General features: G+C 37.9%; 18 protein-coding genes. 14 read left to right on the top strand and 4 right to left on the bottom strand.

The genetic code is table 11. The features are described from left to right. Positions 1-109: 109 nt before the first annotated feature. The gene (locus BJR36_RS20465; protein ID WP_169823782.1) at positions 110-268 is read right to left on the bottom strand and encodes a hypothetical protein; all 159 of its coding nucleotides are present in this window, start codon (positions 266-268) and stop codon (positions 110-112) included. A gap of 22 nt (positions 269-290) precedes the next feature. Continuing rightward, the gene (locus tag BJR36_RS18620) at positions 291-1979 is read right to left on the bottom strand and encodes an IS1634 family transposase (protein WP_091236936.1); all 1689 of its coding nucleotides are present in this window, start codon (positions 1977-1979) and stop codon (positions 291-293) included. Between the two features lie 179 nt (positions 1980-2158). Here BJR36_RS18620 and BJR36_RS18615 point away from each other — a divergent pair, with 179 nt between their 5' ends. From BJR36_RS18615 to BJR36_RS18580, 8 genes are all read left to right on the top strand, one after another. After that, the gene (locus BJR36_RS18615; protein ID WP_091236935.1) at positions 2159-2545 is read left to right on the top strand and encodes a hypothetical protein; all 387 of its coding nucleotides are present in this window, start codon (positions 2159-2161) and stop codon (positions 2543-2545) included. A 759-nt stretch (positions 2546-3304) separates the two neighbouring features. Further along, on the top strand, positions 3305-4408 hold the full coding sequence (locus BJR36_RS18610) for an ABC transporter substrate-binding protein (protein WP_207648915.1): 1104 nt from the start codon (positions 3305-3307) through the stop codon (positions 4406-4408). A gap of 19 nt (positions 4409-4427) precedes the next feature. Next, positions 4428-5411 (top strand): FecCD family ABC transporter permease, encoded by a 984-nt coding sequence (locus BJR36_RS18605; protein ID WP_091236937.1) that lies wholly within the window; start codon positions 4428-4430, stop codon positions 5409-5411. 14 nt (positions 5412-5425) lie between these two features. After that, positions 5426-6190 carry an ABC transporter ATP-binding protein gene (locus tag BJR36_RS18600; RefSeq protein ID WP_091236933.1) on the top strand — a complete coding sequence of 255 codons (765 nt, stop codon included), beginning with the start codon at positions 5426-5428 and terminating at the stop codon, positions 6188-6190. A 61-nt stretch (positions 6191-6251) separates the two neighbouring features. After that, positions 6252-6581 (top strand): winged helix-turn-helix domain-containing protein, encoded by a 330-nt coding sequence (locus BJR36_RS18595; protein WP_091236932.1) that lies wholly within the window; start codon positions 6252-6254, stop codon positions 6579-6581. Further along, positions 6568-7062 carry a nucleoside-triphosphatase gene (locus BJR36_RS18590; RefSeq protein ID WP_207648914.1) on the top strand — a complete coding sequence of 165 codons (495 nt, stop codon included), beginning with the start codon at positions 6568-6570 and terminating at the stop codon, positions 7060-7062. The genes BJR36_RS18595 and BJR36_RS18590 overlap by 14 nt, the downstream gene beginning before the upstream one ends. A 178-nt stretch (positions 7063-7240) precedes the next feature. Continuing rightward, the gene (locus tag BJR36_RS18585) at positions 7241-7597 is read left to right on the top strand and encodes a hypothetical protein (protein WP_091236930.1); all 357 of its coding nucleotides are present in this window, start codon (positions 7241-7243) and stop codon (positions 7595-7597) included. Positions 7598-7599: 2 nt separating this feature from the next. Continuing rightward, the gene (locus BJR36_RS18580; protein ID WP_091236929.1) at positions 7600-8556 is read left to right on the top strand and encodes a hypothetical protein; all 957 of its coding nucleotides are present in this window, start codon (positions 7600-7602) and stop codon (positions 8554-8556) included. 356 nt (positions 8557-8912) lie between these two features. Here the strand turns inward: BJR36_RS18580 and BJR36_RS18575 are convergent, their stop codons facing one another. After that, positions 8913-9416: a hypothetical protein gene (locus tag BJR36_RS18575; RefSeq protein ID WP_091236928.1), complete on the bottom strand. Its 504-nt coding sequence runs from the start codon at positions 9414-9416 to the stop codon at positions 8913-8915. A gap of 217 nt (positions 9417-9633) precedes the next feature. Here BJR36_RS18575 and BJR36_RS18570 point away from each other — a divergent pair, with 217 nt between their 5' ends. The 3 genes from BJR36_RS18570 to BJR36_RS18560 all read left to right on the top strand — a co-directional run bounded on the left by BJR36_RS18570 (position 9634) and on the right by BJR36_RS18560 (position 12174). Beyond that, positions 9634-10464: a metallophosphoesterase gene (locus BJR36_RS18570; RefSeq protein WP_091236927.1), complete on the top strand. Its 831-nt coding sequence runs from the start codon at positions 9634-9636 to the stop codon at positions 10462-10464. Between the two features lie 52 nt (positions 10465-10516). Continuing rightward, a complete protein-coding gene (locus BJR36_RS18565) occupies positions 10517-11146 on the top strand; it encodes a class I SAM-dependent methyltransferase (RefSeq protein WP_330388002.1) in 630 nt (209 codons plus the stop codon). 329 nt (positions 11147-11475) lie between these two features. Next, positions 11476-12174, top strand: a complete 699-nt coding sequence (locus BJR36_RS18560; RefSeq protein WP_091236925.1) for a DUF542 domain-containing protein — start codon at positions 11476-11478, stop codon at positions 12172-12174. Positions 12175-12290: 116 nt separating this feature from the next. Here the strand turns inward: BJR36_RS18560 and BJR36_RS18555 are convergent, their stop codons facing one another. Next, on the bottom strand, positions 12291-13760 hold the full coding sequence (locus tag BJR36_RS18555; protein ID WP_091236924.1) for an NADP-dependent glyceraldehyde-3-phosphate dehydrogenase: 1470 nt from the start codon (positions 13758-13760) through the stop codon (positions 12291-12293). A gap of 209 nt (positions 13761-13969) precedes the next feature. On the opposite strand from BJR36_RS18555, the gene BJR36_RS20595 reads away from it, so the two are divergent. From BJR36_RS20595 to BJR36_RS18545, 3 genes are all read left to right on the top strand, one after another. Beyond that, on the top strand, positions 13970-14116 hold the full coding sequence (locus tag BJR36_RS20595) for a hypothetical protein (protein WP_207648913.1): 147 nt from the start codon (positions 13970-13972) through the stop codon (positions 14114-14116). Between the two features lie 113 nt (positions 14117-14229). Further along, a complete protein-coding gene (locus BJR36_RS18550) occupies positions 14230-15249 on the top strand; it encodes an SPFH domain-containing protein (protein ID WP_091236923.1) in 1020 nt (339 codons plus the stop codon). Beyond that, entirely contained in the window at positions 15249-15866 is a 618-nt protein-coding gene (locus BJR36_RS18545) for an NAD(+)/NADH kinase (RefSeq protein ID WP_091236922.1), read from the top strand. The genes BJR36_RS18550 and BJR36_RS18545 overlap by 1 nt, the downstream gene beginning before the upstream one ends. Positions 15867-15943 lie beyond the last annotated feature (77 nt).

Here is a 15943-nt window from a genome sequence, read left to right as displayed (position 1 = left end):
TCTGCATTTTGATCACCTCACGGATATTTATTATTAGTATAACACAATCTACCAGTTATTTGCATACGTATATACGAAGATGTGAGGAAGAACCAATTTTCCTTGACATTCAACACGCCGCAAGGATTTCCTCTTTCTTTACAGAATCTCTTTTATCCATAAGCCTTTTAAGTTCCTCAATTGCAGCATCATATTTTTCTTTGGCTTTAACTACTTTCTGCTGTGCAGCTTCAATTTTCTGTTCCAATGGAATTGCTATTCTCGCCATTGTATTCTCCACCTCACGTTTGCTATATTTTCAATTCGTTGCTGATTTCTGTTGCCCTGTATTTTATATACGCAGCATCCAAGCTGAATGCCTTCAGTATTGTTTTTTGTGTTGCGGTTATTGCATGATCTAACCGGTACACATTGTCAAGCTGTCTTACCATTTCGATTTTTTCCAGTTCCCTCATTGCAGCTGGAACAGTCATGTAATTAGGCTTTTTATCAAGATTTTTCATTTCCTCTTTCAGGCATGTATATATCTTATTTCTTATAATAAGCGCAATGAATTCAATAAATATCTTAGCTGAAGCCGATTCGTCCGAATGAACCCTTAAGCTCTTGTTTCCAAGGTATGATTTATCTCCCCTAAATAGCTTTTCTGATACATCTCGGCTCTTGTACAAATTTATGGCTTCTTTTGCTGTCATTTTACGGGATGTAATGATAATAAAATATCCACACAAGTCTATTTCCCTTTCTATGACACTGATCTGCTCAGTGGCGAAAAGAAATCTTTCTTTGTTGTCATCATAGTATAATTCGAAGTATTTATTAAAAGCGGTGCCAAATTCCTTGATTTCATTTGTGTGCTGGTTCAGATATCTGGTCATCTGCTGGAGCTTTGCTTCCATAACCATTCTCTCAGAACTTTCTTTCGATATGCTGTGATATATATGAAAATATCTTTCCGTTTCATCTGTCACGTACAGCTTTTTCTTTACGGTCATCCCATATACATTATAGTCCGGAATATTGCATATCCGCTTGCTTTCAAACTTCCCCTTATTATCAAGGACTAGCTGATTCACAAATGACGCCATTCCCTTAACCATTATCACGAACTCATATCCGCACCGGTCCATGAACTCAATATTTCCCTTGCTGAAATAACCTCTGTCCAATATAAATCCTATTTTCTTGTAACCATAACCCTGTGCCTTATCGAGCATGAACTGTAGCTGCGAAACATCATTTATGCTGCCAGGATATTTTTCATAAAAGAGAGGCTCATTATTATGTGTGTCGTAGGCGATTGCATAATTGAAGATTGGAAGGCCCTTATCATCCTTTGCATGCCCGTATTCCGCCATTTCGATTTCACCCGCCTGGCAGTTCTTGTTAGTAGAATCATAAGAAATATATATCTTTTCCCGGTGGTCTTTCGTTTCATTCCAGTCATTTAAAAAATCAACACTTTGATCTTCAGAAATGGAATTCAGAAAATCCGAGACCTTGGAGTCGCTGTAGATACGCATGCCTTTTGTTAATAGAGGATGATTGTATGCATAGTCTGGATAGTACTGCCCAGCATTGTTCTCTGAAATGATAGAGTAGGAAGCCAGATCGAGAAACAATCCAAGTTCCTTTTCGTTGAAGTATCTTCCGAGGATTTCAGGGAGACCACAATCTCTCATGATCTTTTTGATGACAATATAGGTTCCGACCCTAAGACAGCTGCTTCTGCAAGTTCTGTCTTTTTCCTCGGGCAGTTCTGCCTCTGGAAAAAACTTAAGAAAGTTCTGGTTTGGCTGCATCATTGTGTTATCAGCTTTTGAAAGTTTTCCAATCGTCGACCGTTTGGGTGTGGTGTATTTTTTGTCGCTATCATAAGTGCGGTCGTATTCATAGTCAATATAGGTGGTATTCCCTTTTTTTACCCTGACTAGTTTACCAGGTGCTTCTGGTATTTTAACAAGAAAATCTAAGTACATAACGCCTCCTGTGTTTAGATGGAATTCTATCTAGAAACAGTGTAGCATAAAACCCAAACCAACGCAACATAATGTCGCATAGATTCGGGCTTTTTCTATGTTTTTTCAGTTCGGAAGCCTTTTAGATGGAAAAATCATAGGAAGTTAACATAAAACGTGTTGATAAGAGTCTGGCAGCAATGGAAGCAAAACGAAAGAAATTGACCGATATGTTACTTGATGATAAAATCTTAAAAGAGGCTTATGATGAGAGATATGATGAATATACACAGAAAATCAATCATATTAGGCAGGAACAAAAAATTCTAACATCAAATGTTGATGCAAAGAAAGATATCGGCAAGAGAATGAAAGATTTAAGATCACGAATTTCAGAAGTTAAGGTATTGGATAAATTCGATCGTTCTGTATTTGAGAGTGTTGTAAAAAAAGTACTTATTGGTGAAATAAATGAAGATGGAATATCAGATCCATATAAGATTACTTTTGTATTAAAAGGACTTGCTGATTATTCGGTATCAGATGCAAAAAAGAGATACAAGAATTTACGCAAGCAGGTAGGTTAGTAACAAGTTGACTTCAATAAGTAGAAAGGGCTGTTTAAAATGAGCACTCAAAACGACTTATTGAATGGTAACAATAACAAAAATGAGAGTTTTGCTAGTGAGGGATTAGAGCATACAAAAATGTGTTCCAATTGGCAAGACGACTCGGATAATATGTTCCCTTATTACGAAGACGACACACGTGGAAACCGTCGCTCTTTTGTCAAAGAAATAGTGTATTTACTGGCTTCGTAGGCATTTTTGCCTGATTATGTACCTGTACTTTTGTAGGTATAAAATGTAATAATTGAAGAAAGTTCAATGGGGGTGACAATTTTTCGTGGCAGATTAGTGCTGTGTGCGAATAGTTGTCACCCTTATGTAGTGGAACATTTTGATTTTTATTTTGATTGAGGTAGTATATGCTTATTAGAAGATATAGAGTAGAAGACTAGGGCATGCTGGCACCTTTGGGATATTCTCGGTGGATGCGTTTTACAACTTCTGTTTCTTTTGGAATAATGAGCAGTTTTTTGTATTTATAGTTCGCGAGTAAGTATGAAGCGGCTGTAACCATGAATAATTATTGTGCATTCAGCAAAGATCACAACTGCCTGAAAGGGATACCTGCCAGCCGGTATTTATTGCACTTTTTTACCGGATAGGGGTGCACTAAAATAGTGACTTGTATTCAAACAAATTATAAGTTAAAATATATTCATTAACAAAGCGTTATGTTTTTGAAAATATAATGATGAATAAAATTATATGGAGGAATTTATGAAAAAGAGAGTTTTACTACTATTATTTACAATCTTAACAATGATATTAATCGGGGCATGTGCAAAAACATCCGGTGACGAACCACAATCAACACAAAATGTAGTTGCGGAAGAGGAGACAAAAGAAACAGACGTTCAAGAAACGAATGAATTGACGACTACAGAAAATGAACAAGAAGTCACGGTAACAGATCACCTTGGACGAACAGTAACTATCAAGAATCAGCCGGAAAGAATAGTGAGCGGATATTATATTTCTACATCTGCATTAATTGCATTAGGCTTAACAGACAAACTGGTTGGTATAGAGGCAAAAGCGGATTCAAGACCTATTTATAAACTTTCGGCCCCAAAATTATTAGAGCTGCCAAATGTAGGAACAGCGAAAGAATTTGATTTAGAAGGGTGTGTTTCTTTAGCTCCAGATCTGGTTATACTGCCAATAAAATTAAAAGATCAGATAAGTACTCTTGAAAAAATGGGAGTAACAGTTATTGGTGTAAATCCAGAAAGTGAAGAGTTATTAGTTGAAATGATAACAATGATTGCAAAGCTTACAGGGGTTGAAGATTATGATCAATTACTAACTTATTATACAGAAAAAGGGGAAGCATTAGAAGGTGTATATGCTGACACTACAGATAAGCCAAAGGTTTACTTAGCGGGTAACAGCAGTATGCTTTCAACAGCTACAGCGAATATGTATCAAAACGACTTTATTGAAGCTGCCGGCGGAACTAATGTTGCAAACAATATTGAAGACTCCTATTGGGCAAATATTTCATACGAACAGCTTGTTGAATATAACCCGGATTATATTATAATAGCTCCTGAAGCAGAATATACCAAAGAAGATGTAATGAAGGACAGTAATTTATCTGAACTTTCTGCAATTAGGAATAATAAAGTTTTTCAGATGCCAACTGAATTTGAAGCCTGGGATTCACCAGTACCATCTAGTATATTAGGCAAAATGTGGCTGACAAGTATTCTTTATAGTGATGACTATACCAATGACAGTTTTGCGGAAGATGTATATGATTTTTACAATAAATTCTATAATTTTGATGCAGATAAAGAGGTTCTGGCAATAAATGAATAATGCCAGGAAACATTATAGTATGAAATCAAATAGAACAAATGTTATTACATTTGCAGTCCTTATTTTTGCCTTTGTATTATCAATTGGTGTAGGAAAGTATAGCCTGTCAATTGAAGATATTACAAAGGTTTTAAAGGGAACCCATGAAAACCAAATGACTATAAATGTTTTCTATATGCTAAGACTACCAAGAAGTATAATGGTAGTCCTAGCTGGAATTGGCTTAAGTATGGCGGGCAGTGTCTATCAGACATTATTTAAGAATCCACTCGCTTCCCCTGATATAATTGGAGTTACTTCTGGTGCAAATGTAGGTGCTGCCTTTAGTATTGTGTTTATCTCAGGTAATGTATTGTCCGTGGTTTTTGGTGCCTTTTTAGGTGGACTTCTTGCATTATCATTTGTAATAGGTATTGTAAAATTCTCAAGAACTGATAATGTACTGACCTATGTGCTGGCGGGTATTGTTATCAATGCAATCAGCAATGGTATTCTAATGACTATAAAGTATTTTTCGGATCCATTAAATGAAATGGGAGCGATTGAATACTGGACCATGGGAAGCTTTGGAAGCATTACAGGGGAGAAACTAAAGATTATATTGCCATTTTTTATTATAGGAATGGTGGGTATATTTTTAATGCGCTGGAAGATTCATGTACTTTCGGTTAGTGACGAGGAAGTTAAGACTTTGGGTATTTCAGTAGAACAGAGCAGATACTTGATTTTGCTATGTTCTACTTTGGTAGTTGCAAGTGTCGTTTGTGTTACTGGATTAATTAGTTTTGTTGGTTTAGTACCGCCCCATATTGCAAGATCAATTTTAAAGAGAAATGATTTTAATACCATTGTATTCAGTGGGTTATTGGGAGCAATTTTAATGATACTATCTGATTGTATTGCAAGAACAATTCTTCCTTCAGAGCTGCCAATTAGTATTATTACATCATTTATTGGAGCACCATATCTGGCATTCTTAGTTTGTACGAAGAAGAAAATTTAGATTGGAGAATTCATATGAGAATTAATGGAATTTCAGGAGGGTACTCTGATGGATTTTTTATATCTGATATAAGCTTTAATATAGAAGAAGGTAAAATATACGCACTGTTAGGTTTGAATGGTTCAGGGAAGACGACCATTATTAAGATGATCTGTGGATTGATAAAGCTTAAGTCGGGTAATATTACGATTGGAGAGAAAGATCTATTTACATTAAAAGAAAAAGAGAGAGCAAAGTTAATAAGCTATGTTCCACAGTCTGGTACTATTGTATATTATACAACTGTTGTTGATGTTGTTTTAATGGGAGCAACACCATATTTGAATATGTTTCAAACTCCAGCGCAGGAACATAGAGAGCAAGCATTAGAATGTTTGGAAATATTGGGAATTTCTGAGCTTGCTGATAGAAACTATTTGGACTTAAGTGAAGGTCAAAAACAGATTGTAGTTATAGCACGGGCGCTGATGCAAAAGGGTACATACATGTTAATGGATGAACCTGAGAGCAGTTTGGATTTGATAAATAAGAACAAGCTTATGAAAAAAATAAGAGAGATCATAATAAATATGAATAAAAGCTGTGTGATATCCATGCATAACCCAGAATACGCTTTGAATTATTGCGATAGGATTTTATTATTAAAAGATAAGAAGATTACGGAGATAGACTTAAAAACGGAAGATATCAATATGGTAGAAAAAAAACTGTCGGAAATCTATGGACAAGTTAAAATTTTAGAATATAATCAAAAATATATGCTGTATTATAGTGACTAAGCATTAGCGGGACCAGATTTGGAACAGTTACAGATATTCTATATAATAAGGATGGATCATTATGAATTATAATTACAAAGTTTGGCTTGTAAATGATGATAATGTTAAGTTTTTTGGAACAGGGCCTATGAATCTTCTTAAAAAAACGAATGAATTAGGTTCCTTAAATAAGGCGGCTCAAGAAATGAATATGTCTTATAGTAAGGCTTTTGCTTTAATAAAAAAGTGTGAAAATGAATTATCAACCAAACTGCTAATCCGACAAGTAGGCGGAAGAGATGGTGGTGGTTCATATATTACAGAAGAAGCAAAGGAGTTTATTCAAAAATATGATGATTTTAACAGACGATCGAATGATGCAATTAAAAAAATATATAATGAAATCTTTTAGAGAAAGCGGGAAAAAACATCTTTTGATTACGGGCAGTAAAAAAAGTGGTAAAACATCAGTATTAAATGAAATTCTTAAGGATGAGATTTCTATTGGAGGAATTATAACTTATGCAATCAGGGATGATAAAATTGCTCCAAAGTATGTTGTTCTTAGAGACTTTAATGACCAGCATATTAATGGAGTAATAGCAAAAAGAAGCAATTCAGGTACCGCTTTAATACCTGTCACGGAGACATTTGAGAGTTTAGGAGCAGGTATTTTGAGAAACTATAATAATGATGATGAGATTGATTTAATTGTTATTGATGAAATAGGATTTTTAGAAAATAACGCCATTCATTATCAAAATGAAATAATAAAAATTTTTGATAAAAGAGTAATTGCTGTACTTAGAAAAGAGTCAACTCCATTTATCGAAAAACTAACACAAAGACATGATATATATTTGATTGATATTGATGAATTTATAATTCCTTAATAGACGAAAATCACCACCTGGTTGTATCATCTTATGATTATAAAAGCAGCAAAATATCCGGGGATTTAGATGTTTTTTTGTTATCCGAGGTTGTGTGGTCAGGTTAGATACGCAAATTATTACTGCGCAAAGCGTGAATGGTAAGAATTGTACAGAGTATTAGGGGAGGAGCCATATCATGTCAATTAGGGAAATCGGTTGTTGTGGTGCTTATTGTGGCACTTGTTCCGCATTTAAAGAGCAGGCATGTAAAGGGTGTAAAGTTGGTTATGAAAGCGGGAAAAGAGATATTTTAAAGGCAAAATGCAAGATTAAAATTTGCTGCATTTGTAAAAAACTACAGTCTTGCGCTGATTGTAGTGAATATAGCACTTGCAGTGTTCTTAATGACTTCTATAATAAAAATGGCTACAAATATAAAAAATACAAACAAGCGACAGATTACATCAGAACGTATGGATATGATGCGTTTCTTGAAATAGCAGACAAGTGGAAGAATGCACATGGGAAATATGGAAAAGAAGGCTGGTGGTGAAAATGGAATATCAAAAGTTACTCGATCTAAGCGATGACTGGCTGAAATATGCGGTCCGACTTCATCTGTGCCGCGAACCAAAGGATAAGCTTGTCCATATCAGAAATGCAGCGCTGGCTGATAGCCGTATGAAAAGTTACTTTATGGATGTTGAAAAGTTTCATGGCACGCTGGTAACAAATCATAAGAATCCTGATTTGCCGATACACAAACTTCTGTTTCTGTTGGACCTTGGATTTGATACGGAAGTTCCGGAAATAAAAATCGCTGTCAGTGAAATTCTTAAGCATCGGGACGAGCACGGCATCTATCAGTCTATGACCAATGTGCCAAAGCATTATGGCGGCGCGGGTGTGGATGTTTTCAGCTGGTGCCTGTGCGATGCACCGCTGCTTTTGCTTGCGCTGCTAAAGGCAGGGGTAGATTACCATGAATACATCAAGCCGGGTGTTGACCATCTGGTATCCTTATACCGTGATAACGGGTTCCCTTGTGCCGTGTCTCCTGAACTCGGCAAATTTCGCGGACCCGGGAAAAAGGATGATTGCTGTCCGTATGCAACGCTGATAATGGCTGATTTACTGTCCTATATACCTGAGTATCGGGAATCCCAGGTTGCAGTTTCCACCGTCAAAGCATTGCTTAGGCTCTGGGAAAACAGCCTTGATCAGCATCCCTATATGTTCTATATGGGGACGGACTTCCGAAAGCTGAAGGCACCATCATGCTGGTATGATATTATCAGTGTGGCTGGTGTGCTGAGTAAATATGAGTTTGTGCAGGATGATCCACGCTTCCTTGAAATGATTGCGCATATAAGAGCAAGACAAGACAAGGATGGTTTTTTTACGCCCGAGTCAGTATACCAGAAATTAAAGGACTGGGATTTTGGGCAGAAAAAAGTGTCATCTCCATATTTGACCTACCTGTGCTATCGAATATTTGAACGATTGAAATAATGACCATAAATAGGCACTCTGCGTTTAATTTCGTAGAGTGCCTTGCTTGTTTATCGTTTGTTCTTCAACATCCACCGTTACTCCGGTCCTGAAATGTACTGTAAAAATTATCCTCGTAGACGGTGAGGTTCCCTTCGGTTTGAACACGTTTGATTTGGTAATGTTTTCTATTAAGCATTCTGAGGTTCAGTGGCCAATTTTTTAAATTTCAACATCAACAGTGTGACAAATACAACCCAGGGAATGAGGGACAGGAAAGAAAAAATCATCCCTAACATACCCGCCGATGAGGGTACAATCATAAAAAATCCGGAAGCTAACCCCCACAGACCAACCGACTTATTGAACCTGGTGCTTTATATTATTGCCCATGAAAACAGCAAAAGGCATATGGTACTTAAAACATAGTATACATCAAAGGAGGTACCTGTATAGCCAGCCATCACGGCTTCTCCAGCTGCCAAATAGATTGTTTGCTGTTCAGGCAACGCCTGAAAATACTGATTACTTAGCGTCAGCATTTCAAATGCAGGATTGGACGGATAATAGCACGCAATGCCGATTAAGCCAAGTATTAAGGCCAAGAGTACAGTAACGGGCTTTTCCTGGTACAAGACGACAAAGAGGGCTAAATAGACTATTATAATGATCATATTGTTAAATAGGTAAAGAAAATCCAGGCTCAGCAATCCTAAGAACGGATTTTGATGATATAGCTCAAAGAATCCTTTAACAGTATCTGGTGGCGGTGAAATCACATAAACAACGATTTGTAATGGAATAATAATGAGCATTGTTAAAGCCAGAAACCGGGCAATGCGGTAGAGTGGCTGAAAGTTGACTTTGAAACATTGTGTCATATCATATAACCTCCTTTAAAAGTCCCTGATTCTTAGTAACCTCCAATAGTTTAACTAAGTTAAACGCTACGGCATGTGAATTGATATGTCAAGAGTAAATGCTAATTCTTATTTAAAAAGCACCCTGCGGAAATCCTCTGTGTTTAGCTTAGTTGTCCGTGAATAAAATAATCATTTGTGGTAGTATTAGAAGTACCACAAGGAAGCAGGTGATCTATTGGAACATAAAAAGATAAAACGAAAAAGATGGATTATCTCCGGGATAGTTTTACTTGTGCTGATTATCTTCGTATGGTATGAAAATCACCACCTGGTTGTATCATCTTATGATTATAAAAGCAGCAAAATATCCGGGGATTTAGAAGGCTATCGCATTGTTCAGATCTCTGATCTGCATAATGCGGAATTTGGAAAGAACAACAAAAATCTGATCACGAAGATAGCAGAATTATCTCCGGATCTGATCGTTGTAACAGGAGATTTGGTGGATTCTAATCATATGGATATTGACGTTGCTGTTAATTTTATTGAAGATATTTCGGGTATATGCCCCATATATTATGTCATGGGAAATCATGAGCATTGGTTAAGTGATGCAGACAGACAGGATTTGTTTGAAGGTATAAAAAACACGGATACAACTGTCTTAGACAATGAGGGAACGACAATAAATGCTGGGAAGGCATCATTTGAGTTAATCGGACTGGATGATAAAAGCCTTGGAGATGATACTCTTAAAAATTTGATGAATGGATGCAGCAATGATGATCTGACTATTGTTTTAGCTCATGAACCGCAGTATATAAACAACTTTAGTGCGGCGAAAGCTGATATTGTGCTGAGTGGTCACGCACATGGCGGCCAGTTTATTTTACCATTCGTAGGAGCAGTAGTCGCACCCGGACAGGGATTCTTCCCCAAATATACATCAGGTGCTTATCAAATGAAGGATACGACAATGTACGTAAGCAGAGGATTGGGAAATAGCGTAATTCCTGTACGATTGTTCAATGATCCTGAGGTGGTATGCATAGATTTAAGGAAGTAAGTAAAATGAATTTCGGCTTCGGCTGTTTAGTAGAATATGATAGAGGTGGAATTTGAGCAGAGCATTTAATTTAAGGATGAGAAATAATGAGAAAGTATGGGATGAATTAATCAAGGTAAAAACCACAGGCAGAGATGATTCCAGATCAGATCAGTACCGCTATCCGTATGAACCGACGCCTTACCTTGTGTTAGAACGATTGGCTAATAGTGGTTTATTGAGAAAAAAAGATGTGATTTTAGACTATGGCTGTGGAAAGGGACGAGTAGATTTTTTCTTTTCCTATCAGACAAGAGCAAAAACAATAGGTCTGGAGTATGATGAAAGAATCTATGCTGCGGCAATAGATAATCAAAAAACAGCTATGTCAGGCGGTCGTGTCAGCTTTTTAATGCAGAATGCTGAAGATTATGCAGTTCCCTCAGAGGTGAACAGATTTTATTTCTTTAATCCATTTTCAATAGAAATTCTTCGAAAGGTTATGGCAAGAATAATTGATTCTTATTACCTTGAACCTAGAAAGATGCTATTGTTTTTTTACTATCCTTCAGATGAATATATATCTTATCTTATGTCGATAGATGAATTGGAGTTTATGGATGAAATTGATTGTAGAGATTTGTTCAACGAGGATAATCAGAGAGAACGGATTATGATATTTCAGATTCTATTCTATGAATAAACAGTATATCTACTAACTATGGTGCATATATGTTGATTTTCGAGATATAAAAAGTTGTACGTAGCATAGGAAAAGAATAGCATTACTGTTCACTCTGTGACCAGTAACGAATACACGGTTTCTTGTTGCGAGTACAGCTTGTTAAAAGATATAGCAGGTGTTAGAATAAGTCTAAAGAGTTAGTGTTCAGATAATTCTTTGTGTATATGCGAATTGATGATAAAAATGAGATTGTCTGTTGAACAAATCAAAATCCAGGAATTTAAAGAGATGAAACGAATGGTAAGAGTTTATCAAATTAAAAAAAATAGCCAGGGGAGGACATGCTGATGAAACAAACAATTACGATCAATAACCAGACGCACCTCGGGGAACTTGTAACATTTTTCCCTGCAATTACTTCTCGTCTCAATGAACTGCATATAGATTACTGCTGCCAGGGGGATCGAACGCTTGAGGCTGCCATAAAGGACGCAGGTCTTTCATCAGATTTCGTTACTGAAGTACAGAATGCCTACAGTGATTATCTGGCAAGACCGGATAAGGAACAGCCTGTGAATGAATTGTCAGACGAACAGCTGATTGACCTCATCCTTGAAATCCATCATCAGCCTGAGCGCGCTCTGTGGAAGGAACTGGATCAACTTGTGAATAAGATTCTGCTCGTCCATTACGAGCATGGAAAGGAACAGCTTCTGAAGCTTCATCGAAATTTCAGTGAATTGAAAATGGAGCTGGAGGAGCATTTTGCCAAGGAGGAAGAGGAGCTTTTCCCCGCAATGCGTAAGCTTGATAAGACTCCTGGGGATATAGCAGGAATGCGATCGCTCATTCGTCAATTAGAGGATGAACATGAAGCTGCCGGTCTGATTATTAAGCGCATAATCAAAGAGACAGACGATTTCACGCCTCCGGAGTATGCGTGTCCTACTATGAAGGCTGTATATCAGAAACTGCATGAATTGGTGGATGACATATTCCTTCATATTGCAAAGGAAAACAGCGTCCTGTTCAAGCGTTATGAATAATAATTGCCAATGGGGATGTCCTGCAGCAGTTTAGGCTGTTGCTTATTTACATAAAAAGACTGATCAGAATCTTTAACGATTCTGATCAGTCTTTTTATGATTTTTATGAATACTTTTTAGGTTTGATCTGGTAAATTGATAACCGTAGCTTTCGGACGAGACATGGACTCGATGGAATAGCGGATGCCCTGAGTGCCTAATCCGGAGGCTTTTACACCTAGGAAGGGGAAGTGGTCCGGACCTCTCTCTGTCTTATTATTGATCTGCACGGTCCCTACTTCCAGACGATCTGCGATGTAGAAAGCATCATTGATATTTTGTGTAAATACTGCACTTTGAAGCCCATATACCGAGCTGTTGGCAATCTCAATCGCTTCCTGCTTGCTCTTTACTCTTATAATGGGAAGTACTGGTCCGAATGGCTCTTCCCATGCAAGCCGCATATCAGTAGTAACATGATCGAACAAGGTCGGCTCAATTAAATTACCTTGCCTGTTGCCGCCTGCAATCAGCTTGCCGCCTTTTGATTTTGCATCTTCGATCAATTCCATAACAAAATCAGCTGCTTTCGTATTGATCAGCGGCACGATGTCCACATCACCATCGGTAAGTGGATTTCCAACCTTCAGCTTTTTTATTTTTTCTTTGATTTTCTCAACCAACTGATTCGCAACCGGCTCCATTACCAGGATACGCTTCACCGCTGTGCATCGCTGACCAGAGTACGAATAGCCGCCTGCCACGATATTGTTGGCGGTCAGTTCCAGGTCTGCATCCTCCAATACGATGGCTGCATCTTTACCACCAAGTTCCATTAACAGAGGTACCATACTGGTCAATTTTGAAATGCGGGCTCCTACTTCGGTGCTTCCCGTAAAATTAATGAAATTAATCTCGGGATGTGTGGTTACATAATCACCAATCTCACCGCCTCGACCTGTTATTGTATTCAGTACTCCGGCCGGAACTCCGGCAGCTTCAAATACTTTTGCCAGATAAAGTCCGCACAGGCTCCCCTGAGTTGCCGGCTTTAGCAGGATTGAGTTGCCTGCCATCAATCCGGGTGCAATCTTAGATGCTGCCAGGTTGATTGGATAATTGAACGGGGATATGGCAAGCACAACACCCAATGGTTCACGACGAACGATGGAAATCTTATTACTTTTAAATCCAGGGAAACTGTCTCCCGGTATGCTTTCACCCGATAAATTCTTAGCGGTATCTGCTGTAAACTTGATAAAATCTGCGGTCCTGGAAACTTCTGACCGCGAGCTTTTCATATCCTTCGCAATCTCTCTCATCATGAGCGTCGCCAGTTCTTCGGTCTGCTCCAGCAAGATTTCTGCGGCCCGGTACAGGATTTCTCCACGCTCATCGATGGTTGTCAATTTCCACTTTCGTTGGGCCGCCTTCGCAGCGTGCACCGCAAGATCTACTTCCTCTCTGGTCATCGCCGGTATGCTGCCGATCAGAGATTCATCCAGCGGCGAATATATATCGATATAAGTATCCTCTTTGCTGGCAACCCATTCTCCGTCGACCAGGTTTTTGTATCTGTTCTTGCTATCCTTGATGAACTCAAACATTTTAACGACCTCCTTCTTTTATCACGCTTAGCTACTCTTTGACTTTAGCTTGTTTGTAAAACAACTTATGTTGCGCACGCAACATTAAAATTTCGTGCATTTATGTAATGCACGGATGGCGTTGATAAGTGATCAGGAACAGGAATTCTTTCTTTTATATACTGATTTCAGTATATCAGATTTATGAAAAATCGTCCAAAAAAGTGCGAATGGAAAATATGATGATAATTAATACATTTATTGGTAAAGTATTATCAGAAAAACGTATTCTAATGAAGTTTGCTCTTAGTGAGTGGATGAAGCGGGAATATTGGCTGGATTTTTGGGATTTGCAGCTATCTTATTTGTATCGTTAAAATAAGGAAAAATTTTAATAAAATATAAAATGTGGTTGAATATGGCATGAGTTTTCTTTATAATAATATTAAGTTTAAGAAAGTCAAAAACATACTAGAATAAGGAGAAACATATGTTTAACATTAAGTTTATCAAGTTTTTACCAAGTGAATATGTTCTGAGATATAAAAAGGGAAAAATAGTTGAAGAGGGTGCAGGCATTTCATTTTTTTATTATGCCCCTGTTACTTCGGCAGTGGTTATCCCAATTGCAAGTGCCGATGTGCCATTTGTATTTGAGGAAGTAACTAACGATTATCAGACCGTTACAGTACAGGGACAGATAACCTACAGAATCACTGATTACAGAAAAATTGCTGAAGTCATGGATTTTACATATGATATGAGAAATAAAAAGTATGTGAATGATAATTCTCAGAAAATCGCGCAGAGGCTTGTCAATATCTCCAAGGTACTGACTAAAAAGCATATTGAAAATATTCAGCTTCGTGATGCAATCCGTTCAAGCGAAAAACTGGCTAATCATATCATGAATGAACTTTGTGAGATCAATGAAATTAAAAACCTGGGTATTGAGGTAATGGGTTTTTCAGTACTTGCCATTCTTCCGAATAAGGAAACAGCGCGTGCGCTTGAAGCCCAGGCGAGGGAAGAAATTTTACGAAAAGCGGATGAGGCACTCTATGAAAGAAGAAATGCCTCGATTGAACAAGAGCGCAAAGTCAAAGAGAATGAACTGAATACGGAAATTGCCGTTGAAGAAAAGAAAAAACAGATTAAGGAAACCCAGCTGGAAGCAAAGCGTCTGGTGATGCAGAAAGAGAATCAGATCAAGGAAGAAGAGCTGGGGTTTGAAACTGAACTAGAGGAAAAGAAGAAGCAACTGGTAGGGCTTTCTGTGGAAAATGCTAAAGCGCAGGCGGATGCAAAAGCCTATGAACTTTCTGTCATGATGAAGGCATTTTCTGGAATCGATGCCACGGTGATGCAATCCCTGGCGAACATGGGTATGAAACCTGATAAACTGATTGCTATCGCATTCCAGGAACTTGCTGATAAAGCGGACAAAATCGGTCAGTTGAACATAACTCCTGACCTACTTCAGGGATTGCTTGAAAGAAGAGACAAATAATGAACAGACTGACGGATAGAAAAATTATTCTGATTACGAGAAAAACTCGCCTCGAAAACCTGATTGTTAGATATAACACCATCCAGCAGGCCCAGTTTGTGATTGAACATTCGGGCAATGATTTCTCCGACTATTTGGAAGAGAACCGCCAGTATAAAAATGTTCTGACGCAGATCGTTTCAGTCCTGGAAAGCCTGGGAAATCTTCTTGTTTTGGATCGTGAGTATGTGTCGAATTACATTTTTGGAAAAGAAGATATGGTGATTGTTGTAGGACAGGATGGATTAGTTGCAAATACGTTGAAATATCTTGACAGTCAGCCTCTGATTGGTGTTAACCCTGATCCCCGTCGTTGGGACGGGGTTCTGTTGCCATTCAAGCCAACAGATATTGAGAAGGTTGTCACGGATGTTTTCCGTAATCAGCGAAGATGTAGGGAAATTACATTGGCACAGGCTGATTTGAATGATGGACAACGATTATATGCTGTAAATGATTTGTTTATCGGACAGCGAACTCATGTTTCTGCAAGATATACCATTGAGTATAACGGACAATTGGAACAGCAATCATCTAGCGGAATTATTGTATCCACAGGTCCCTGTGTGTTAGCATAGTTGTCAGTGAATGAAATAATCATTTGTGGTAGTATTAGAAGTACCACAAGGAAGGAGCTGACTGCTATGCAATATAG

This window comes from Anaerobium acetethylicum (genome assembly GCF_900096945.1).
GTDB lineage: Bacteria > Bacillota > Clostridia > Lachnospirales > Lachnospiraceae > Anaerobium > Anaerobium acetethylicum.
This window is presented reverse-complemented; position numbering and strand designations above follow the sequence as displayed.